General features: G+C 63.2%; 22 protein-coding genes. 11 read left to right on the plus strand and 11 right to left on the minus strand.

Features of this window, described 5'->3' with window-relative positions; translation table 11 throughout:
- Positions 1-41: 41 nt before the first annotated feature.
- The 3 genes from INS93_RS03090 (at position 42) to INS93_RS03100 (ending at position 1,506) form a co-directional block, all read left to right on the plus strand.
- Positions 42-305: a hypothetical protein gene (locus INS93_RS03090; protein ID WP_192980258.1), complete on the plus strand. Its 264-nt coding sequence runs from the start codon at positions 42-44 to the stop codon at positions 303-305.
- Between the two features lie 101 nt (positions 306-406).
- A complete protein-coding gene (locus tag INS93_RS03095; RefSeq protein WP_074676402.1) occupies positions 407-847 on the plus strand; it encodes an excinuclease in 441 nt (146 codons plus the stop codon).
- A 65-nt stretch (positions 848-912) separates the two neighbouring features.
- Positions 913-1,506, plus strand: coding sequence for an Sbal_3080 family lipoprotein (locus tag INS93_RS03100; RefSeq protein ID WP_192980259.1), 594 nt, complete (start codon positions 913-915; stop codon positions 1,504-1,506).
- Positions 1,507-1,521: 15 nt separating this feature from the next.
- Here the strand turns inward: INS93_RS03100 and INS93_RS03105 are convergent, their stop codons facing one another.
- On the minus strand, positions 1,522-2,076 hold the full coding sequence (locus tag INS93_RS03105) for a methyltransferase family protein (protein WP_192980260.1): 555 nt from the start codon (positions 2,074-2,076) through the stop codon (positions 1,522-1,524).
- Positions 2,077-2,139: 63 nt separating this feature from the next.
- Here INS93_RS03105 and INS93_RS03110 point away from each other — a divergent pair, with 63 nt between their 5' ends.
- The 6 genes from INS93_RS03110 to INS93_RS03135 are packed head-to-tail and all read left to right on the plus strand — an operon-like array spanning position 2,140 to position 6,513.
- Positions 2,140-2,544 (plus strand): beta-hydroxyacyl-ACP dehydratase, encoded by a 405-nt coding sequence (locus tag INS93_RS03110; RefSeq protein ID WP_160019125.1) that lies wholly within the window; start codon positions 2,140-2,142, stop codon positions 2,542-2,544.
- The gene (locus tag INS93_RS03115; protein ID WP_192980261.1) at positions 2,537-3,421 is read left to right on the plus strand and encodes an ABC transporter ATP-binding protein; all 885 of its coding nucleotides are present in this window, start codon (positions 2,537-2,539) and stop codon (positions 3,419-3,421) included. Before INS93_RS03110 ends, INS93_RS03115 begins: the two co-directional genes overlap by 8 nt.
- Entirely contained in the window at positions 3,418-4,608 is a 1,191-nt protein-coding gene (locus tag INS93_RS03120) for an ABC transporter permease (protein ID WP_192980262.1), read from the plus strand. Before INS93_RS03115 ends, INS93_RS03120 begins: the two co-directional genes overlap by 4 nt.
- Positions 4,590-4,856: an acyl carrier protein gene (locus tag INS93_RS03125; protein WP_074676408.1), complete on the plus strand. Its 267-nt coding sequence runs from the start codon at positions 4,590-4,592 to the stop codon at positions 4,854-4,856. Before INS93_RS03120 ends, INS93_RS03125 begins: the two co-directional genes overlap by 19 nt.
- Positions 4,853-5,962: a beta-ketoacyl synthase N-terminal-like domain-containing protein gene (locus INS93_RS03130; RefSeq protein WP_192980263.1), complete on the plus strand. Its 1,110-nt coding sequence runs from the start codon at positions 4,853-4,855 to the stop codon at positions 5,960-5,962. The genes INS93_RS03125 and INS93_RS03130 overlap by 4 nt, the downstream gene beginning before the upstream one ends.
- On the plus strand, positions 5,959-6,513 hold the full coding sequence (locus INS93_RS03135; protein ID WP_192980264.1) for a hypothetical protein: 555 nt from the start codon (positions 5,959-5,961) through the stop codon (positions 6,511-6,513). The genes INS93_RS03130 and INS93_RS03135 overlap by 4 nt, the downstream gene beginning before the upstream one ends.
- A gap of 51 nt (positions 6,514-6,564) precedes the next feature.
- Here the strand turns inward: INS93_RS03135 and INS93_RS03140 are convergent, their stop codons facing one another.
- The 4 genes from INS93_RS03140 to INS93_RS03155 are packed head-to-tail and all read right to left on the minus strand — an operon-like array spanning position 6,565 to position 10,054.
- Entirely contained in the window at positions 6,565-7,566 is a 1,002-nt protein-coding gene (locus INS93_RS03140) for a BtrH N-terminal domain-containing protein (protein ID WP_192980265.1), read from the minus strand.
- Positions 7,563-7,970 carry a hypothetical protein gene (locus INS93_RS03145; protein WP_160019119.1) on the minus strand — a complete coding sequence of 136 codons (408 nt, stop codon included), beginning with the start codon at positions 7,968-7,970 and terminating at the stop codon, positions 7,563-7,565. Before INS93_RS03145 ends, INS93_RS03140 begins: the two co-directional genes overlap by 4 nt.
- Positions 7,960-9,117, minus strand: a complete 1,158-nt coding sequence (locus INS93_RS03150; protein ID WP_192980266.1) for a beta-ketoacyl-ACP synthase III — start codon at positions 9,115-9,117, stop codon at positions 7,960-7,962. The genes INS93_RS03145 and INS93_RS03150 overlap by 11 nt, the downstream gene beginning before the upstream one ends.
- 19 nt (positions 9,118-9,136) lie before the next feature.
- The gene (locus INS93_RS03155; protein WP_192980267.1) at positions 9,137-10,054 is read right to left on the minus strand and encodes a dialkylrecorsinol condensing enzyme; all 918 of its coding nucleotides are present in this window, start codon (positions 10,052-10,054) and stop codon (positions 9,137-9,139) included.
- A gap of 137 nt (positions 10,055-10,191) precedes the next feature.
- Between INS93_RS03155 and INS93_RS03160 the strand changes: the two genes are divergently transcribed.
- Complete coding sequence (locus INS93_RS03160; protein WP_319017533.1) at positions 10,192-10,572, plus strand: DUF2141 domain-containing protein; 381 nt, start codon at positions 10,192-10,194, stop codon at positions 10,570-10,572.
- Between the two features lie 100 nt (positions 10,573-10,672).
- On the opposite strand, the gene hemE is transcribed toward INS93_RS03160, so the two are convergent.
- The 5 genes from hemE to INS93_RS03185 all read right to left on the minus strand — a co-directional run bounded on the left by hemE (position 10,673) and on the right by INS93_RS03185 (position 15,394).
- On the minus strand, positions 10,673-11,740 hold the full coding sequence (gene hemE, locus INS93_RS03165) for a uroporphyrinogen decarboxylase (protein ID WP_192980268.1): 1,068 nt from the start codon (positions 11,738-11,740) through the stop codon (positions 10,673-10,675).
- 104 nt (positions 11,741-11,844) lie between these two features.
- The gene (cynS, locus tag INS93_RS03170; protein ID WP_192980269.1) at positions 11,845-12,285 is read right to left on the minus strand and encodes a cyanase; all 441 of its coding nucleotides are present in this window, start codon (positions 12,283-12,285) and stop codon (positions 11,845-11,847) included.
- Complete coding sequence (locus INS93_RS03175) at positions 12,278-13,186, minus strand: ABC transporter ATP-binding protein (protein ID WP_192980270.1); 909 nt, start codon at positions 13,184-13,186, stop codon at positions 12,278-12,280. The genes cynS and INS93_RS03175 overlap by 8 nt, the downstream gene beginning before the upstream one ends.
- Before the next feature lie 4 nt (positions 13,187-13,190).
- The gene (gene ntrB / locus INS93_RS03180) at positions 13,191-14,027 is read right to left on the minus strand and encodes a nitrate ABC transporter permease (protein ID WP_192980271.1); all 837 of its coding nucleotides are present in this window, start codon (positions 14,025-14,027) and stop codon (positions 13,191-13,193) included.
- On the minus strand, positions 14,027-15,394 hold the full coding sequence (locus INS93_RS03185) for a CmpA/NrtA family ABC transporter substrate-binding protein (protein WP_192980425.1): 1,368 nt from the start codon (positions 15,392-15,394) through the stop codon (positions 14,027-14,029). Before INS93_RS03185 ends, ntrB begins: the two co-directional genes overlap by 1 nt.
- Positions 15,395-15,663: 269 nt before the next feature.
- Between INS93_RS03185 and INS93_RS03190 the strand changes: the two genes are divergently transcribed.
- Entirely contained in the window at positions 15,664-17,595 is a 1,932-nt protein-coding gene (locus INS93_RS03190; RefSeq protein WP_192980272.1) for a sigma 54-interacting transcriptional regulator, read from the plus strand.
- Here INS93_RS03190 and INS93_RS03195 read toward each other — a convergent pair.
- Positions 17,580-18,998 (minus strand): FAD-dependent oxidoreductase, encoded by a 1,419-nt coding sequence (locus INS93_RS03195; protein ID WP_017678548.1) that lies wholly within the window; start codon positions 18,996-18,998, stop codon positions 17,580-17,582. The genes INS93_RS03190 and INS93_RS03195 overlap by 16 nt on opposite strands.
- Between the last annotated feature and the right edge of the window lie 6 nt (positions 18,999-19,004).

Consider the following 19,004-nt stretch of genomic DNA (forward strand, 5'->3'; position numbering starts at 1 on the left):
AGAACCGTACACCCACTTCGGCGGTCAGGAATGAGGATGATATGCGCCGCGCTATTCTCAGCGCCCTGCAAAACCGCCAGTGGACGGTCGAGCGTGCCGACCGGGGCAATATCATGGCGTTGATCCAGCGTCGCAGCCACCAGGCCGAGATCACCATTCCCTATAGCGTGTCGAGCTATTCGATCCGCTATCGCGACAGCCAGAACCTTGGCTACAAGAACGGCAAGATCCATCGCAATTACAACAACTGGATCCATAATCTGGATCGCAGCATCCAGCAGGAACTGAACAGGGCTTCCTTCTAGCAGGTGCCTGGTTGGTAACGGCCTGTTCATCAGTGCGACAGGCCCACGCGCAGCAGACGTTGAACGCGCTCTTACACACAGTGATATTCAAGGAGATACCCATGCAAGCCAAAATCTGGACCACTGCCGCTCTTCTCTCCGTCGCCCTGCTGCCCGGCCTCAGCCAGGCGCGCGACACCGCTCACTTCCTCGACTTCCAGTCGGTGGTCAACGAAGCCACCCAGGCCGGTCGTCTCGATGGTTCGGTGAAGTTCTACCTGAACAAGACTCCGGCTGGCGCACAGATCATCAACGCCAACGTCACCACCAGCCAGAAGACCAACGCTTTCAACAAGAGTGATGAAGAAGCCTGCAGTTGGGTTCTGCAATCGGCCCTGATCAAACTGCAGAACGCCGCCAAGGCTGCCGGTGCCAACGCCGTGGTCGACCTGGCCAGCAACTACAAGAACAAGGAATACCGCGACGACAGCAAATACGAATGCCATGCCGGCGCCATCATGGCCGGTGTCGCGCTGAAGGCCAAATACGCCAAGGTGAAGTGACACCAGCGGCACTCACGCAAAGGCCGCCTTCGAGGTGGCCTTTTCACGCAAGGAAGCCCTCTAACATGTCGACAATACGCATTGCCCTGCCTCTGCTCGCGGCGGCCACGCTGCTCGGCGGTTGCACTGCTACCCGGGTCACGCCACTAAAGGCGGCGGCCGACCAGATGTGTATCGAAGAGAACCCAAAAGTTCAGGTCAGCGACTTCGTGTCCGTACTGCAAGAAGGCTTCGCACGGCATGGAATCCAGACGCAGATCTACTCGAAGATTCCCAGAGCAGACTGCCCTTATGTGGTGACATACACCGCCCGCCGCTCCTGGGACATGGCGCCCTATCTGTCCACCGCCGAAATCACCATACTCGGCCCCCGTCGTCAGACACTGGCCAAGGCCAACTATCACCTGCGCGGCAAAGGCGGTTTGTCGCTGATGAAATGGCAAGGCACCAAAAGCAAGATCGACCCGGTCATCGACGAGTTGCTGGCCAGCGCTCAGTTGAGCAGCACAACCCCACCTGCCACACAGGCCACCTCGACACCCGGGCCACGCAAAAGCCTGGATGAACGAGTGCGCGACCTGCAACAGCAGAACCTCGGCTATGAAGACTATCAGCGCGCCTATCGACAGTTGCTGCTGGAGCACCAGAGCGCGCAATAGCAACCCTGTGTGAGATCAGAGCACGAGCGGCACGAACATCCAGCTTCGCCCCATGTACTCGCGGTAGGCCTCGCCGAAATAGGCCAGGCACTCGCGCTCTTCGCAGCGCGCCGAACACCACAGCAGCACACTGGAAAGCACAGCCAGCAGGACGATCAGCGCATCGATGCGCTTGAAAGCGATGCCCCAGGCCAGCAGCAGCAACGAGCAGTACATCGGATGGCGGATGTAGCGGAAGATACCGCCCGTCACCAGTTGCGACGTGCGCTCGAAGGCGAATAGCTCATCATCCTGGCGCTGCGTACCCGCCTGACCAAAACGGCGCATCTGGTACACGCCCGCAAACAGCACCGCCAGCGAAAGACTCAGTAGCCCCCAGGATATGCGCTGATGCAGTTCACCCCGGTCGCCAAACCAGGACGGCGCATTGAGCACCAGCATCAGCGCCATCGCCTCCCAGGCGAGGAATCGATAGAAGCCGTGACTGCGCGGATTGCCCAAGGTGCGCCAGGAAATGCCTACCAGCACTGCGCTGAGCATCACAAAAGCCGCCAACTGCCAGATTGTCACTGCATCCTCCCTCTATCCCTGCCTCTGTTACACTGCGTCACCCGTACGTACCGACCGCCTGCCATGGATCGCACCCAACTGCACACACTGCTGCCGCACCAGGGCGACGCGCTATGGCTGGATGCATTGGTCGATCATGACAGTCTCAATATCCGCGGCCTCAGTGCCTGGCATCACCTCGACAAGCTTGGCGAAAATGCCTCGCCGTGCCTGCTGTTCGAAGCCGCAGCCCAGCTTTGCGCCGCACATGGTGCCCTATACGGCGAAGCGGATGCCATCGAAATGGCCCTGGTCGGCAAACTTTCCCAGCTCCATCTGCACCCGGTCACACGCAGTGCAGAGCCACTGCTGGTGAGCGCCCAGCAGGAGGCGCTGAGCCCGGCCGGCGCCCTCTATGCCTTTGCCATCCATGCCGGCGCGCAACCGCTGCTGGACGGCAAACTGCTGCTGGTACTCGTCCGTGCTTGAACTAAGCAACGTCAGCTTTCGCTACCCAGGCGCAGACACTTCGGCGCTGCAAGGCATCGATCTGCAACTGGAGGAAGGTCAGTGCCTGGGCCTGCTCGGCAGCAACGGCGCCGGCAAAACCACACTGCTGGCCTTGCTCAGCGATACGCTGGCCCTGCAACAGGGCGAAATCCGCTGGCACGGCCCGCGCAGCCTGGGTCTGGTGCCGCAGCAGCTGGCGTTCTACGCCGAACTCACAGTAGCCGAGAACCTCGCCCTGTTCGCCGATCTCTATCGCCTGCAGGGCACCCAGCGCCGCCAGCGCCTGGAGCTGTGCATCGCCAGCAGTGCCCTGGAAGACAAGTTGCCGCGCCGAGCAGCACGCCTGTCCGGTGGCGAGCAACGTCGCCTGAACTTCGCCATTGGCCTGCTCCAACCCGCGCGCCTGTACCTGTTCGACGAAGCCACAGTCGGCGTCGACGCCGGCAGCCGCCAGTTGCTGCTCGATGCCGTAGAGCGACTCGCTGCGCAAGGCCATGGGGTGATCTACACCAGTCACTATCTGGACGAGGTCGAGCGCGTGGCCGGGCGCATCCTGCTTCTTCATGAGGGTAAGGTGCGCCTCGATGTGGACAAGAATCAACTGCTCGATGCCGGCCACGGCCTGCTGCTGGAATGGCCGGAGCAGGTACCGGCCGGTTTTCAAGCGCTGCTTGACCAACTGCAGCTGAGCGCCGAGGCGCTGCCGGATGGTCTGCGCATCAGTAATCTGGACTGCCAGCAACTGCTCGCCATCACCCAGTACCTTGCCGCGCAGCCGACCCCACCGAGCCTGCTGCGCTTTGGCCGGCCATCACTGGAACAGCTCTACCTGAGCCTCAACGGAGGCCGCCTGTGAGCCCGTTGCTGGCGCTGGTGCGCAAGGAATGCCTGCTGCTGCTGCGCGACCCGCACGCGCTGGCCGTGCTGTTCATCATGCCGATCCTGTTTCTCGTGCTGATGGCCGCCGCGCTGTCCAACTACCTGCGCGACCAGCCGCCACCGCTGAGCGTGGTGCTGGAGGTGCCACGCAGCAGCGAGGCCAGCCAGTTCTTCCATGAGGCGCTGATGGCCCAGCTGCCGGGCAGCCTGCTGCTGGCCAGCAGCGATGAAGCACTGCCGCGAATCAGCCTTGCCAGCGACTTCTCCGAGACCCTGCTAAACATTCCCCACAAGGGTCCGGTACTGAGCTTTCCCGCGCGCTTCGACAGTCAGAGCCGTCAGCGCCTGCGCGCGGCGCTGAACATCGCTCTGGCGCAGACGCGCCTGCTCGCCTACCTCGAAGACAGCGAAGCGCTGCCAGCAGAGATGACGGCAGACGAACGCTGGCAACTTATCCGCCAGCGTACGCAGAGCGAAGTCGTTGAATTCCAGGTACTGGCCAGCGGCGAACTCAGCGGCAAGGCCAACGCCAGCCAGCTGAGCGTGCCAGCCTGGCTGATCTTCGGCATGTTCTTCGTCGCCCTGCCGATGGCCGGCGGCTTCCAGCGCGAACAACAGAGCGGCGCACTCCTTCGTTTTCGTGCGCTGGGCGTGAGCCCTGCCACCCTGGTTCTGAGCAAGTTGCTGCCCTACCTGGCGATCAATCTGCTGCAGTTCGCCCTGCTGCTGGCCATCGGCATCCATATCCTGCCGCTGCTCGGCCTGAGCGGCCTGAACCTGCCAGGCTCGCCACTGGCCTATGTACTGCTGGCCCTGAGCCTGAGCCTGGCGGCCTGCAGCCTGGGCCTGCTGCTGGCCGCACTGGCACGTAGCGGCGAACAGGCGTTGCTGCTGGGCGGTGGCCTCAATATCATCCTCGCCGCAATCGGCGGCATCATGGTGCCCAAGAGCGTGATGCCAGAAGCGATGAGCCAACTGGCGGAAATCTCGCCGATGAGCTGGGCACTGGACGCCTTCCTGACCCTGCTGGTGGGCCAGGGAACGCTTGCCGACATCGCCCCTGACTGTGCCCGTCTTCTGCTGTTCGCCATCCTGCTGGGCGGCACCGGGCTTTTCCTGTTCCGCAAACGAGTGCAGCAAACGCAATGGACGACACATTACTAGAACAAGAGCTCAAGCAATTGCTGATCCGTGAGTGCGACAAGGAAGACGACATCGACTGGCAGAGCATCGCCGATGACGAGCCGCTGTTCGGTCAGCAAAGCCGCATCGCCATGGATAGCCTCGATGCCCTGCAGGTGTCCCTGGCGCTGCAGCAGCACTATGGCGTACGCATCGAAGGAGCCAAGGACGGACGGCGCATTCTCAACAGCATCGCCAGCATCGCGGCCTTCATCAGGCAGAAAAAGTGACGCCCATCTACCTCCAGCGCGGCGCCCTGCACAGCGCCCTTGGCGCCGACCTGCGCGCCGCTGGCGCGGCCCTTCAAGGCGGCCAGCGGCCTGTGTCCGGCTCGTTTCTGCTGCATGAGCTGCAGCAGCCGCGCCCCTATCTGGCAGTCGGCGGCTGCGCTGAAACCCGCCTGCAGCGCTGTGACCGACTGCTCGGCGAAACCCTGGGCGAACAGCCGGGGGGGCTGGATGACTGCCTGCTGATCATCGCCAGCACCAGCCTGGATATCGACGACCTCGAACAATTGATCGCCGCAGAAGGCGGTTTTCACCCGGAGCATTCGACCCCGCTCGACCGGCTGGCCGAAGACCTTCGCCAGCGGTGGGGCTTCGCCGACGCCTTCACCCTCAACACCGCCTGCACCAGCGCTGCCAATGGCCTGCTGTATGGAGCGCGAATGCTCGCGTCCGGCCTCTACGAACGCGTGCTGGTACTGGCCTTCGAGACGCCCAGCGCCATTGCCCAACAAGGCTTCGGTGCACTCGAGCTGATCAGCCCAAGTGGCGTCTACCGGCCCTTTCACCCGGAACGCGACGGCCTGATTCTCGGCGAAGCCTATGCCGCCACGCTGCTGGCAAAGGAGCCCGGCGACGCGCCACTGGCGAAGCTGCTCGGCGGTTTCAGCGCCTGCGACACCAGCAACCTGACCACCACCCGCGAAGACGGCAGCCATATCGACTGGGTAATGCGTGAAGCCCTGCGCAGTGCCGGTGTCGACATCGGACAGATCGGTTTGGTGAAACTGCACGGCACCGCCACCGGCGCCAATGACCGCGCCGAGAGCAATGGTGTGCGCCTGCTGTTCGGCGATGCGCTGCCACCGCTGTGTGTGCTCAAACCCTGGCTCGGCCATACCCTGGGCGCCTGCGGCCTCAGCGAAACCCTGCTGCTGGTGGAAAATCTAGCCAGCCTGCCAGGCGTGGACTATGCGGCGGAGGCGCTGCTGCCACTCATTGCCCAGCCGACCAGCATCGCGGCAGACAGCCTGCTGCTGGCCAACTTCTTCGGTTTCGGTGGTAACAATGCCAGCCTGATATTGCAGCGCTGCACGGGAGACCAGGCATGAAGCCGGTCATCGCCGCGTGCAGAGTTCGCGGAGAGGCGCGCTGCTCCGACAAGGATCTCAAGGCCGCGCTGAGCCAGTGGCTGGCTACCCCGCCACGGCGCATCGACCGCATGATCCTGCAGGCACTGCTATGCAGCGCGCCACTCAAGGCGCGGGTACGTAGCGACTGCGGTCTCTATCTGGCCTCGCGCCACCCGGCACGCGCCACCATGGGCGCACTGCTCGATGCCGTGTGCGTCCACCAGCGCCAGCCCAAGCCCTTTGAGTTCGTCAACAGCGTCAGCAACGCTGCCGGCTTCCACGTCGCCGCTCAATTGGGGCTGGAGGGGCCAAACCTGTTTATCGGAGCCGGGACGAATGTATGGAAACAGCTGCAGGCACTGGCTGCCCTGGATCTTTCCGATGGCGTAATCACCCAGGCGCTGCTGGTGGTGATCGACGAGAATGGCGATTTTCAGGCGCAGGCGGTGTTGATCGAGGCGCCAACGAACGCACAGGATTTTGCCGAGCTGACGGCAGACATCGAAGTGCTGCAGCTGCAGGCTTGTTGACGGCATTGGTGATCCGCTTCAGCCCACCACAACCAGCCTCTCAGAAAGCAATCAGCCCTTGCGTTTGGCCCAGGCACCCAGCTCTTTCATCAACACCCGCTCCTGCCCGGCGATGCCTCGAAGCATCTCGGCGATCGGCCTGAAGTCCGGCGCCTCGCCCTTGCTGCGGCTGGCCCGTACACAGGCCGAGGCAAACTGGCGCCAGTCATCGCCCACCGCCGTGAGCCGGGACGATGCCTCCTGCAAGCTGGTATCGCCGATTTTCTCGCCGGCCTCCTGCAGGAAACTGGCGTACATGAAACGAAAGCCTGCACCGCCAGTGCCGATCTCTTCCTGCATGCGCACGATATGAGTGAGGTACAGGCGGTTGTACTTGACCTGCGCCGGGTCGAGCGACTCGACGCATTTGGCCAGGTGCTGGATGCCGCGAATACCGATCCACGGCAGCGGCATGCCGTCGAGGATGCGCGAGGAGGACAGCACGCTCTGGCGGATCAGGCGCTCCCAATCCTGGTCCGGCGACACGTCGTCGAGGTAGTACATCAGCCCCTTGGCCGCCAGCGCGCCCTTGGCGAAGCGCGCCTTCTGCAGATCGGCGCTGGCGCAGCGCACCGGCTCCTCGAATACCGGATCGCTGAGCAGGTACTCGTCACCCTCGCGCCCATAGGCCAGCAGGTTGTGCGCGTTGAAATGAAAGCGCATCTCCGGTGGGAAATACGGCAGCCAGAACACCGAGCTCTGCAGGCCAGCCAGGCGACCGCTGTCGAGCGCCGCATCCAGCGCAACGCGGCCCTGCTCGGGGTTGGAAAACGTGCGGCTGGTCAGGCGCACGCCAAGGCGTTTGCTCAGGGTTTTGATCAGGTGGCGCGGCGGCATGCGATAGGCAATCAACGGCATACCACCGAGCTTGACGATCGGCAGGTAGGCGAAGGCCAGACCCGAGGCCAGGCCGAAAGCCATCGGCTCGCTCATGGGCAGGCCTGCGTGGGTCAGCAGACTGGCCATGACGCCACTTTCGCAGTGGGCGCTCTGGCGGTGTTCGAACGCAGTCATGGCAACTCTCTCTGGTAGCGACGCAACTCGTCGACGGTCAGGCCAAAGGCCTCGGCGTAGCGCGCCAGCAGCGAAGTGCTCAAGCGGCGATAGATGTCTGGACGGAAATGCCGGCGCACGCGCCATTGCCACAGGCCGGTGATTTGCGACAGGGCCGCTTCATCCATGCGGTAGCGGTACATCAGGCATTTCAGCGGTGACAGCTCGCCGCGCTGCCAAGCCTCTCTGGCCTCGGCCTCCTGGGCCTCGAGCTCGGCGACGGCGAGCAATGTGCTATAGGCCTCCGGCTCCCAGCCATCGCTCTGGGTCCCCTGGTAATGACCGCTGGCATCCACTGCGTAAACCAGCTTGCTGTGGCCGCCATAGGTGGAGCTGTGATCCTGGGGAACCTCATCAAGCTTCATCGCCGACCACCGTCAGGTGCATGAACGCACTGGAGAAACGCCCGCTCTCGGGCACGTAGCAGAGCAACCGCTGGCCGCTGCGCAAGCGACCGCCATTGAACAGCTCTTCGAGGATGATGAAGATCGACGCCGCGCCGGTGTTGCCCTTGCTGGTCAGGTTGGTGAACCAGCGCTCCATCGGAATCGGCAGGTCGACATTGGCCAGGCCCACGGCCAGCGGCTCGCGGAAGAACTCCGAGGAGTAGTGCGGCAGGAACCAGTCGATATCCGCCACGCGCAACTCGCGGCGCGCCATGATCCGGCGCAGCGCCTCGATCACGGTGTATTTGACGATGTTCTCGTTGAGCAGTTTGACGTTCTGCTTGATCGCCATCACCGACTGCTTCGCGCGCTCGTCGGCGTCGTAACGGCTCCAGCCACGCAGGGTGTCGTCCTGCATATCTGCACCGGCGTACATGCAGGGCGGCATCTGATCGGCGAAGGAGTAGATATCCAACCAGTCGATGCGCAGGCTCAGACCGCTCGGATTCGGGCGATCCTGCAACAGCACGGCGCCAGCACCATCGGAAAGCATCCAGCGCAGGAAATCCTTCTCGAAAGCGATCTCCGGATGCTTTTCCAGCTCGTCGACGCGGCTTTCATACTCGGCGTTGAAGTTGCGCGCCTGCATCAGGGTCGAGGCGACCTCCGAACCACAGGCCACGGCCGTGCGGCTCTCGCCACTGGCCACGCTCATCCAGGCGTATTTCAGCGCCGTCATCCCACACAGGCAGATACCTGCCGTGGTCACCACCTCGCAAGACGGGTTGCCCAACTCGCCATGCACCATCACGGCGTGCCCCGGCATCACCTGATCCGGCGACGAGGTGCTGGCCACCAGGCAGTCGAGCTGGTTCAGTTCGAAGCCGCCACCTTGTAAACCGCGAATGGCTTCGGCGCTGAGCTGTGCGTTGCTCATGCTCGGCTCGCCGGTATTCGGGTCGATCACGTAGTGACGCTGCTCAATACCATTGCGGCGCAGCACCAGTTTGCGCGCGCGCGATGGCTTGCCACCGACCATACCGAGGCGCGTCTCCATCTGCTCGTTGCCCACAGGATCGTGCGGCAGGCAGGCGCTGATGCGATTGATGAATACGGGATGAGCCACTGCAATACCTCAGGTCACATCACTCGCCGGACGGGCCGGCAAAGTAGGCCTTCTCTCGCTGGATACGCGCCTTGAACAACGGAGCCAGCAACTTTTTCAACACCGCCGTGATCGGCACCACGGTCAGAATCAGGCAAATCAGGAACACGATGTACAGCACCAGCCCGGCGCCGCGTCGGCGGCTCTGCTGCGGGCCTAGCGCCGACAGCAGACGACTCCACAAGGTGAAACTGCGATTGCCGACCTTTTCGCTGGCGATCAGCTTTTCATCCACTTTCACCGCGCCCAGGCCAGCAAGCATCGGTGTCTCGATGGGTAGTTCGTCAGCAAGCAGCCGACGGGCCATAGCGTCGCCGAAGCGGCTGGCCGCCGCCAATTCCCGCTCGTCGATACCGGCACGCGGCACCCAGCTGTAGGGCTTCTGCCGGCCGGTGAACATCCACAGCGGCGTAGCCAGGAAGCTGGCGGCCGTACCGCAGGCGTCGGTCAGCACCACGTTATCCACCAACTTCGCACCCAACGTCTGCAGGCGTGCCTTGACCTTCTCTTGCGCCATGAGCCACATGTTGCGGCAACCAATCAGGGTCACCACTGGCGTGTCCTTCAGCAGGCGGGCAGCCTCGGGCGAGGCGAGAAAACTGGTGCACGGCAGCGAAGGCGAGAGGAACCACACCTGATAGGCCAGAATCACCAGGTCGTAGCGCTTGTTGGCGTCCACGGCGAGCGGCAGCAACGGCTGCGGCTTCATCAGCACGGTTTCCGGGAAGATGCGAAAGAAGCCGAGAAACGGCCAGGGAAAGGGGAAAGGTTCGGCCGGTTGCAGCGCCAGGCAATCCACCTGGATGCCGTCACACTCGCGCAGGGGCGCACAGACCGATTGCGCCAAGCGGTCTAATTGGCCAGTCTGAGAAAAGTGGACGACTAAAACATGACGCATTCGCGGCGCATTCCCTGCAAAATGTGCAAATTATGCCACAGAGAATTCTTCAAACCGTAACCCGCCTGTGCCAACTTTGCCTATTGGTTCCGCTACTCGTTTGCCAGTCGCTCCAGGCGGGCGACCTGCTGATCGAGGTGGAAGACTTACAGGATCAGGCAAACCTGTACCTGGCGCTGGTGCCAGCAGACCAGCAGGACTGGCAGCCCAGCCTGCGCGAACTTCAGGGTACGGAGGCACCGCTGCGCCTGGATGATCTCCCCCCCGGTCGCTATGCCGTGCAGGTGTTCCAGGACAGCAACGGTAACGGCCAACTGGATCTCAGCCCCCGTGGCATCCCGCTGGAGCCGGTGGGTTTTTCCGGAAATCCTGCGCTTTTCGGCGGCAAACCCACACCCAGCGAAAGCCTGTTCGAGCATGGCGATACGGACAGCATAATCGGCGTGCGCCTGATTCATCCGCGCAAGAAAACGGAACGCGTGGCGCCAAGGGAAGCGCCAGGACGGCCGCTGAAATAACCGTCATTCTGCTTCGGTTGGCATCCAGATAGCACGCAGCACCGACGCTCCCGCCTTCGCGGGAGTGATGGGGAATGGGTCTTGGCGTCGTGGAGACGCCTTACCGGTGATACTGCGCGGACAGCTCGTGCACGGCCTCGAAAAAGGCGCCCGCGTGGGCCGGGTCGACTTCCGGGGTGATGCCATGGCCGAGGTTGAACACATGGCCACTGCCAGCACCGTAGGCGGCCAGGATGCGCGCCACCTCGGCACGAATCGCCGCCGGCTTGGCATAGAGCACCGCCGGGTCCATGTTGCCTTGCAGGGCGACCTTGGCACCGACACGGGCGCGAGCGCTGCCGATGTCGCAGGTCCAGTCCAGACCCAGCGCTTCTGCGCCGGTGTCTGCCAGGGATTCGAGCCACAGGCCACCGCCCTTGGTGAACAGGATCACCGGTACACGGCGGCCATCATGCTCGCGAATCAGGCCGTCGACGATCTTCTTCATGTAGGCCAGGGAGAACTCCTGATAGGCCGCCGCCGACAGCGCGCCGCCCCAGGAGTCGAAGATCTGCACCGCCTGTGCACCGGCCAGGATCTGGCCGTTCAGATAAGCGGTGACTGACTGCGCCAGCTTGTCGAGCAACGCATGCAAGGCTTGCGGGTTGTCGTAGAGCATCGCCTTGGTCTTGCGAAAATCCTTCGACGAACCGCCTTCGACCATGTAGGTGGCCAGCGTCCACGGACTGCCGGAGAAGCCGATCAGCGGCACACGGCCATTGAGTTCACGGCGGATGGTGCGTACGGCGTCCATCACATAGCCCAGATCTTTCTCCGGGTCGGGCACCGACAGCGCCTCGATATCGGCCAGGTTGCTGACCACTTTCTTGAAGCGCGGGCCTTCGCCGGTCTCGAAGTACAGACCCTGACCCATGGCATCGGGAATGGTGAGGATGTCGGAGAATAGGATCGCCGCATCCAGTTGCGGGTAGCGATCCAGCGGCTGGATGGTGACCTCGCAGGCCAGCTCCGGGTTCTTCATCAGGCTCACGAAGTCGCCGGCCTTGGCCCGGGTCGCGCGGTATTCCGGCAGATAGCGGCCGGCCTGGCGCATCATCCAGATCGGCGTGACATCCACGGGTTGCTTGAGCAGGGCACGCAGGAAACGGTCGTTCTTCAGGGCGGTCATGGCGGCATCCGACGAAAAAAGTGCGGGCATTTTCGCAGAGCGCAAAACAAAAGGCACGGCGGGTGCCGTGCCTTTTGTCCATCGCGACGATATGCCGCGACGATTCACCAGCTGCGATAGGGCAGAAACTTGCCGTTGAGCACGATCTGTACACGGTCACCCTTGGGGTCGGCGACGCGGGAAATGTCCATGCTGAAGTCGATGGCGCTCATGATGCCGTCGCCGAATTCTTCGTGGATCAGCTCCTTGATGGTCTCACCGTAGACGTTGATCATCTCGTAGAAGCGGTAGATCAGCGGGTCGGTGGGGATGGCCTTGTCCCAGTGTTTGTGCGGGAACGCCTGCAGCGCGGTGGAGACTTCCGCCGGCAACTCGAGCATCTCGCACAGGGCATCGGCCTGCGCCTTGGCCATGCTGTTCATGCCCAGACAGGCGGAGGTCGTCCACACCGGCGACATGCCGATGCCCTGGCCAAGCGCGGCCCAGTCCAGGCCCAGGCGCGCCTTCGCGTCGATGATGGTGGTGCGCATCTGTTGCTTATCCATGGTGAAACTCCTTCACGGGGGTCAGAGGTACGACCCTGGCGGCCGCTGCCGGCTCGTCCAGGGCGGGGTTGATATCGGGTGGGAAGCCTTGCTCGTCGGCCACGGTGCGGCCGCGCAGCTCGTGCGAGCGGTTCACCAGAAAGTCCACGAGGTGGTTACGGATGCGGTAGTACGCCGGGTGGTGAATCACCTGGTCGCGCTGGCGCGGCCGGGGCAGGTCGATGCGCACCGACTCGGCGATGCGCGCCTGCGGGCCGTTGGTCATCAGCAGGATGCGGTCCGAAAGCAGGATCGCCTCATCAACGTCATGGGTGATCATGAACACCGTCTGCTTGGTGGCGCTCCAGATCTTGATCAGTTCGTCCTGGATCACCCCGCGGGTCAGGGCGTCCAGTGCGCCAAAGGGCTCATCGAGCAACAGCAACTGGGGCTGAGTGGCGAAGGCGCGGGCAATGCTCACGCGCTGACGCATGCCGCCAGACAGCTGCGCCGGCTTGCGCGCCTCGGAGCCGCCCAGGCCGACCATTTCCAGGTACTTGCGGCTATGCGCGCGGCGCTGCTCCTTCGACCACTGCGGGAAACGCGCACGCACGCCGAACTCGACGTTCTCCAGCGCACTGAGCCAGGGCAGCAGGCTGTAGTTCTGGAACACCACGCCGCGTTCGAGGCTGGGCCCGGCGACTTCCTTGCCGGCCATTTCCAGCGTGCCTTCGCTGAAGCTGTCGAGCCCGGCCAGGGCATTGAGGATGGTCGATTTACCACAACCGGAGTGACCGATGATGCAGACGAATTCGCCCTGGTCGAGACCGAAGCTGACGTCTTCGAAGACTGTCAGCGGCTCGCTGCCGGGTTGCGGGAAACGCTTGGCCAGGCGGCGCGCATCGAGAAAATAGCGGGACATGACATCACTCCTGATAGCTGACGAGACGGGCGACGCTGCCCAGCAGAAGGTCGAGCAGCATGCCGACCACGCCGATCATCAGAATCGAGAAGATCACGCTGGCCAGGTTGAGGTTGTTCCACTCGTTCCACACGTAGTAGCCAATGCCGGTGCCACCAACGAGCATCTCGGCGGCGATGATCACCAGCCAGGCGATACCGACCGAGATGCGCATACCGGTGAGGATGGTCGGCATGGCCGCAGGCAGGATCACGCTGAACGCCGTGCGCAGCGGGCTCAGCTCATGGGTGCGGGCGACGTTGATCCAGTCGCGGCGCACGCCAGCGACGCCGAACGCGGTGTTGAGCAGCATCGGCCATACCGAGCAGATGAAGATCACGAAGATCGCCGAAGTCTGCGAATCCTTGATCACGAACAGCGCCAGCGGCATCCAGGCCAGCGGCGAAATCGGTCGCAGAATCTGGATGAAGGGGTTGAGCGCGCGGTACATCAGTGGCGACATGCCGATGACGAAGCCGACCGGGATCGCCACCATCGCCGCCAGCAGATAACCGGTCAGCACCCGATACAGCGAATGCGCGAGCTGGATGCCGATGCCCTTGTCGTTCGGCCCGTTGTCATAGAAGGGCTGGCTCAGCTCGGCGTAGGCATGCGCCAGCACCACCGAAGGCGGTGGCACACGGGCCTCCTGCTCGGCTTCGCCCATGAGCAGGGCGTATTCGTCATCGGCACTGACTGCCGCGCTGGCGGGCACTCGGCAGAGCACCTCCCAGATGGCGAGTAGCAGCACCAACAGCAGCGCGGAGAGGATCGCCGCGCGCAGGGAAATGGACGCTTTCATCACGACCTCCGCATGGCGAAGCTGGCCAGGTAACCGTCCGGATCGGCCGGATCGAAGGGTTTGCCCATCACACTGAAGGATTTGTAGGCATCGGCCGGTACCGGCAGGCCGAGCTCTTTCATCACCTTGCCGGCGTCAGCCGCGAGGAACACCCGCTCGGCAATATTGCGGTAGTCGACATCCCCCTGCAGATAGCCCCAACGCTTCATCTGGGTGAGGATCCACACCGCCATCGACTGCCAGGGGAACGGATCGAAGTCGATGCGCTGCGGCTCGTCATGAATGTTGCCCAGGCCATCGGCATAACGCCCGCTGAGAACCTGCTGCACCACCGGTACCGGCTGGTTGAGGTAGTTGCGAGTGGAGATCGCCTCGGCCACCGCCTTGCGGTTCTCGGCCTTGGAGGAGTACTGCGTGGCATCGATCAGCGCATGCAGCAGCGCGCCATAGGTATTGGGGTTCTCACTGGCGAAGCGCTGGCTGCAGGCGAAGGCGCAGCACGGATGGCCCGGCCACAGCTCCTTGGTCAGCAGGTGGATGAAACCGACCTTCTCCCACACCGCGCGCTGGTTGAACGGGTCCGGCGAGAGGAAGCCATCGAGGTTGCCGGCGCGCAAGTTGGCGACCATCTCCGGTGGCGGCACCACGCGAATCTGTATGTCGCGATCCGGGTCCAGGCCGTGCTCGGCGACGTAATAACGCAGGAGGAAGTTGTGCATCGAGTATTCGAACGGCACACCGAAGCGCATGCCTTTCCACAGCTTCGGATCGCGTTTGTCCTGGTGCTGCATGCCTAGCACGATGGCCTGGCCGTTGACGTTTTCCAGCGCCGGCATGACGAAGGGCGACTGCGTCGACCCCAGCCCCAGGCTGATGGCCAGCGGCATCGGCGAGAGCATGTGCGAGGCGTCGTATTCGCCGGCCAGCGACTTGTCGCGCGCCACCGCCCAGCCGGCGGTCTTCACCGTTTCCACCTCCAGGCCGTACTTGGCGTAGAAGCCCATCGGCTCGGCCATGATGATCGGCGTGGCGCAGGTGATGGGCACGAAGCCGATCTTCAGCTTGGTCTTTTCCAGCGGGCCAAGGCTGTCCTTGACCGCCGCCTTGACCGCGTCCAGCGGGATCATGCTGCCCAGAATCGCCGCCGCGACACCGCCCCCGATCATCCCCATGAAACTGCGCCGGGAGAAATCGTTGTGGCCGAACACACCGCGCACGATGGCGTTCTCCACCGCGCGATCGAGCATGGCTTCGCTGCTATCGGGCAGCGCAGCGGCACTCGGCGTGCAACGCTGGCAAGCACACCCGGCGGCATGGGAAAGCTCGCTGTCGGGGCTGAATGGATCGTCCAGGCTGTTGACGCTCATCATGATCACTCCTGCGATGGCCTGCCCCAGATTGGTGAGGCGGGCGCTGACTGGGCTGGGCCATTGCTGACCGGTTCATGTCAGCTATTGCAGGAGCTGTACCAGCTCATAAAAACACAGTAAGCAATTGAAAAATAAAGACTTTAAATCTAAAACTTAAAAACGAAATATCGTCATTAACGATATTTCGTCAGCGTTAGAAGCGATATTTCGTCAAATGGCACGGCCTTTGGATAACAAGACAAAAGCTCAATCCCGCGAGGCCCGAGATGCCCGAACCAAATGCCGCCAGCCAATTGCTGCTACAGCGCATGCAGAGCGCCAGCCTGGTAATCGATCCGACCCACGACCGTATCCTGCATGCCAATCCAGCCTGCTGCGCCCTGCTCGGCTGGCCGCAGGAAGAGCTGCTCACACTGCGCGCCAGCCGTCTCTGGGCGCATGACCTTGGAGCACTGGTCACCTTCACCGAGGAAGTGCAGGTGCGCGGCAATGCCTGGCGCGACGGCCTCGGACTGCTGCGTCGCGACGGCGAGCGCCTGGAGGTGGAAATCGATGGCAGCCGACTGGAGCATGATGGCACCACCCTGCTCGGCCTGCTGATCCAACAGCGCCGCCGCCTCGACGCCCTGCGCGGGCTCGCTGAAGCCGAGCGCTATCAACGTCAGGGGCTGCTCGAATGGCAGGGCGTGGAACGCATCTTCCGCCAGTTCGAGCGGCAGAATCAGCTGATCCTCGGCGCCGCTGGCGAGGGCATCTACGGCGTCAACCGTAATGGCGAGACCACCTTCGTCAACCCGGCGGCCGAGCGTATTCTCGGCTGGCGTGCCGACGACTTGATCGGCCACAACATTCACGACCTGATTCACCACCACCATCCCGACGGCAGCACCTACGACGGCCACACCTGCCCGATCTACGCCGCCTTCAACGACGGCGAAGTGCATCAGGTGGCCGACGAGGTGTTCTGGAACAAGGACGGCAAGCCGATCCCGGTGGATTACACCAGCACACCGCTGCGCGATGACGGCGAACTGGTCGGCGCCGTGGTGGTGTTTCGCGACATCAGCGAGCGCCTGGAAACCGAGCGCCGGCTGCGCCAGGCACTGAGCGAGGTGCAGCAACTCAAGCAACGCCTGGAGCTGGAGAATGCCTACCTGCAGGAGGAAATTCGTGGCGAGTACGCCCAGCATGACCTGGTCGGGCGCAGCGCCGCCATGCAGCAGGTAATCCACCAGATCGAGCTGGTCGCCCCCACCGGCGCCAACGTACTGATCACCGGCGAGTCAGGCACCGGCAAGGAGCTGATCGCGCGCGCCATTCACGACAACAGCGGTCGCAGTCGTCGCCCACTGATCCGGGTGAACTGCGCGGCGGTACCGCGCGAACTGTTCGAGAGCGAATTCTTCGGCCATATCCGCGGCGCCTTCACCGGCGCGCTGAACGACCGCGTCGGGCGCTTCGAACTGGCCGACGGCGGCACGCTGTTTCTCGACGAGGTCGGCGAAATTCCCCTGGAGCTGCAGAGCAAGTTGTTACGCGTGCTGCAGGAACAGCAGCTGGAACGGGTCGGCGACAACCGTACCCGCCAGGTGGATGTACGCGTGATCGCCGCCACCAACCGCGACCTGCGCCAGGAAGTACGCGCCGGCCGCTTCCGTGAAGACCTGTACTTTCGCCTCAACGTCTTCCCCATCGAGTCGGCGCCACTGCGCCAGCGCCCGGAAGACATTCCGCCCCTGGCCCAGCACTTTCTCAGTCGCGCCTGTCGCCAGCTCAACCGCCCTGAGCCGAGCCTGCGCCTGGCCGACATCCAACGCCTGCAGGCCTATTCCTGGCCGGGCAACATTCGTGAGCTGGAGAACCTGATCGAGCGCGCCGTGATCATTTCGCCCGGCACTCGGCTGCGCCTGGATTTGCCCAACGACAACGGCAACGATGCGCCGTCGCAGCCGCCCATCGAACAGGAAATGCGGATTTTTACCCAGGGCGAGCAACGCCGGCAGATGCGCGAAAACCTGATCGCGGCGCTGACAGCCTGCGCAGGCAGAATATCGGGAAAGGACGGCGCGGCGCGGTTGCTGGAGCTCAAGCCAACGACCCTGCGCTCACGCCTGGAGAGCTTCGCCATCGACCCGCGCGACTACCGACCGGGTAGGTCGCAGCCGCGCAGGTACGAGACGAATCAGACGCCGAGGTAGTCGAGGATACCTTCGGCGGCGTTGCGGCCCTCGAAGATCGCCGTCACCACCAGGTCGGAACCACGCACCATGTCGCCACCGGCGAAGATCTTCGGGTTGCTGGTCTGGTGCTTGAACTGCGACTGCTCGGGCGCCACGACGCGGCCCTGGCTGTCGGTCTGGATCTCGAACTGCTCGAACCAGGGCGCCGGGCTCGGGCGGAAGCCGAAAGCGATCAGCACGGCTTCGGCCGGGATGATCTCCTCGGAACCCGGGATCGGCTCGGGGCTGCGACGGCCACGGGCATCAGGCTCACCGAGACGAGTCTCGACCACTTTGATGCCTTCCACCTTGTCTTCGCCAACGATGGCGATGGGCTGCCGATTGAAGAGGAACTTCACGCCCTCTTCCTTGGCGTTCTTCACTTCCTTGCGCGAGCCCGGCATGTTCTCTTCGTCACGACGGTAGGCGCAGGTCACGGCCTTGGCGCCCTGACGGATCGAGGTGCGATTGCAGTCCATCGCGGTGTCGCCACCACCCAGTACCACGACGCGCTTGCCCTTCATGTCGATGAAGTCTTCCGGCGACTTCTCGAAACCGAGGTTGCGGTTGACGTTGGCGATGAGGAAGTCCAGCGCGTCATAGACGCCCGGCAGGTCCTCGCCCGGGAAGCCACCCTTCATGTAGGTGTAGGTGCCCATGCCCATGAACACGGCATCGTACTCATCCAGCAGCTGCTGCATGGTTACGTCCTTGCCGATCTCGGTGTTCAGGCGGAACTCGATGCCCATGCCGGTGAAGACTTCACGACGGCGGCTGAGCACGGTCTTTTCCAGCTTGAACTCGGGAATGCCGAAGGTCAGCAGGCCACCGATTTCCGGGTTCTTGTCGAACACCACCGGAGTCACACCGTTGCGCACCAGCACGTCGGCACAGCCCAGGCCGGCCGGGCCGGCTCCGATCACCGCGACACGCTTGCCGGTCGGCTTGACCTTGGACATGTCCGGGCGCCAGCCCATGGCGAACGCCGTGTCAGTGATGTACTTCTCCACCGAACCGATGGTCACCGCGCCGAAGCCGTCATTGAGGGTGCAGGCACCTTCGCAGAGGCGATCCTGCGGGCACACGCGGCCGCAGACTTCCGGCAGGGTGTTGGTCTGGTGACTCAGTTCGGCAGCGGCGAGGATGTTGCCCTCGGACACCAGCTTCAGCCAGTTGGGAATGAAGTTGTGCACCGGGCACTTCCACTCGCAATAGGGGTTGCCGCAACCCAGGCAGCGATGCGCCTGGTCTGCAGCTTGCGCCGGCTTGAAGTTGTCGTAGATCTCGACGAACTCCTTCTTGCGCTGACGCAGCAGTTTCTTCTTCGGGTCTTTGCGCCCGACTTCGATGAACTGGAAGTCGTTATTCAGACGTTCAGTCATTGCATT

Source organism: Pseudomonas sp. EggHat1, from assembly GCF_014892995.1.
In the GTDB taxonomy this organism is placed as follows: domain Bacteria; phylum Pseudomonadota; class Gammaproteobacteria; order Pseudomonadales; family Pseudomonadaceae; genus Aquipseudomonas; species Aquipseudomonas chaetocerotis.

What these genes read in the sequence shown, in the direction of transcription:
- INS93_RS03140 (WP_192980265.1), bottom strand. Translation starts at nt 7,566, where the DNA reads ATGACTGCGTTCGAACACCGCCAGAGCGCCCACTGCGAAAGTGGCGTC.
- INS93_RS03125 (WP_074676408.1), top strand. Translation starts at nt 4,590, where the DNA reads ATGGACGACACATTACTAGAACAAGAGCTCAAGCAATTGCTGATCCGT.
- ntrB (WP_192980271.1), bottom strand. Translation starts at nt 14,027, where the DNA reads ATGAAAGCGTCCATTTCCCTGCGCGCGGCGATCCTCTCCGCGCTGCTG.
- INS93_RS03110 (WP_160019125.1), top strand. Translation starts at nt 2,140, where the DNA reads ATGGATCGCACCCAACTGCACACACTGCTGCCGCACCAGGGCGACGCG.
- INS93_RS03175 (WP_192980270.1), bottom strand. Translation starts at nt 13,186, where the DNA reads ATGTCCCGCTATTTTCTCGATGCGCGCCGCCTGGCCAAGCGTTTCCCG.
- INS93_RS03155 (WP_192980267.1), bottom strand. Translation starts at nt 10,054, where the DNA reads ATGCGTCATGTTTTAGTCGTCCACTTTTCTCAGACTGGCCAATTAGAC.
- INS93_RS03095 (WP_074676402.1), top strand. Translation starts at nt 407, where the DNA reads ATGCAAGCCAAAATCTGGACCACTGCCGCTCTTCTCTCCGTCGCCCTG.
- INS93_RS03135 (WP_192980264.1), top strand. Translation starts at nt 5,959, where the DNA reads ATGAAGCCGGTCATCGCCGCGTGCAGAGTTCGCGGAGAGGCGCGCTGC.
- INS93_RS03100 (WP_192980259.1), top strand. Translation starts at nt 913, where the DNA reads ATGTCGACAATACGCATTGCCCTGCCTCTGCTCGCGGCGGCCACGCTG.
- INS93_RS03090 (WP_192980258.1), top strand. Translation starts at nt 42, where the DNA reads ATGCGCCGCGCTATTCTCAGCGCCCTGCAAAACCGCCAGTGGACGGTC.
- cynS (WP_192980269.1), bottom strand. Translation starts at nt 12,285, where the DNA reads ATGGATAAGCAACAGATGCGCACCACCATCATCGACGCGAAGGCGCGC.
- INS93_RS03145 (WP_160019119.1), bottom strand. Translation starts at nt 7,970, where the DNA reads ATGAAGCTTGATGAGGTTCCCCAGGATCACAGCTCCACCTATGGCGGC.
- INS93_RS03185 (WP_192980425.1), bottom strand. Translation starts at nt 15,394, where the DNA reads ATGAGCGTCAACAGCCTGGACGATCCATTCAGCCCCGACAGCGAGCTT.
- INS93_RS03190 (WP_192980272.1), top strand. Translation starts at nt 15,664, where the DNA reads ATGCCCGAACCAAATGCCGCCAGCCAATTGCTGCTACAGCGCATGCAG.
- INS93_RS03195 (WP_017678548.1), bottom strand. Translation starts at nt 18,998, where the DNA reads ATGACTGAACGTCTGAATAACGACTTCCAGTTCATCGAAGTCGGGCGC.
- hemE (WP_192980268.1), bottom strand. Translation starts at nt 11,740, where the DNA reads ATGACCGCCCTGAAGAACGACCGTTTCCTGCGTGCCCTGCTCAAGCAA.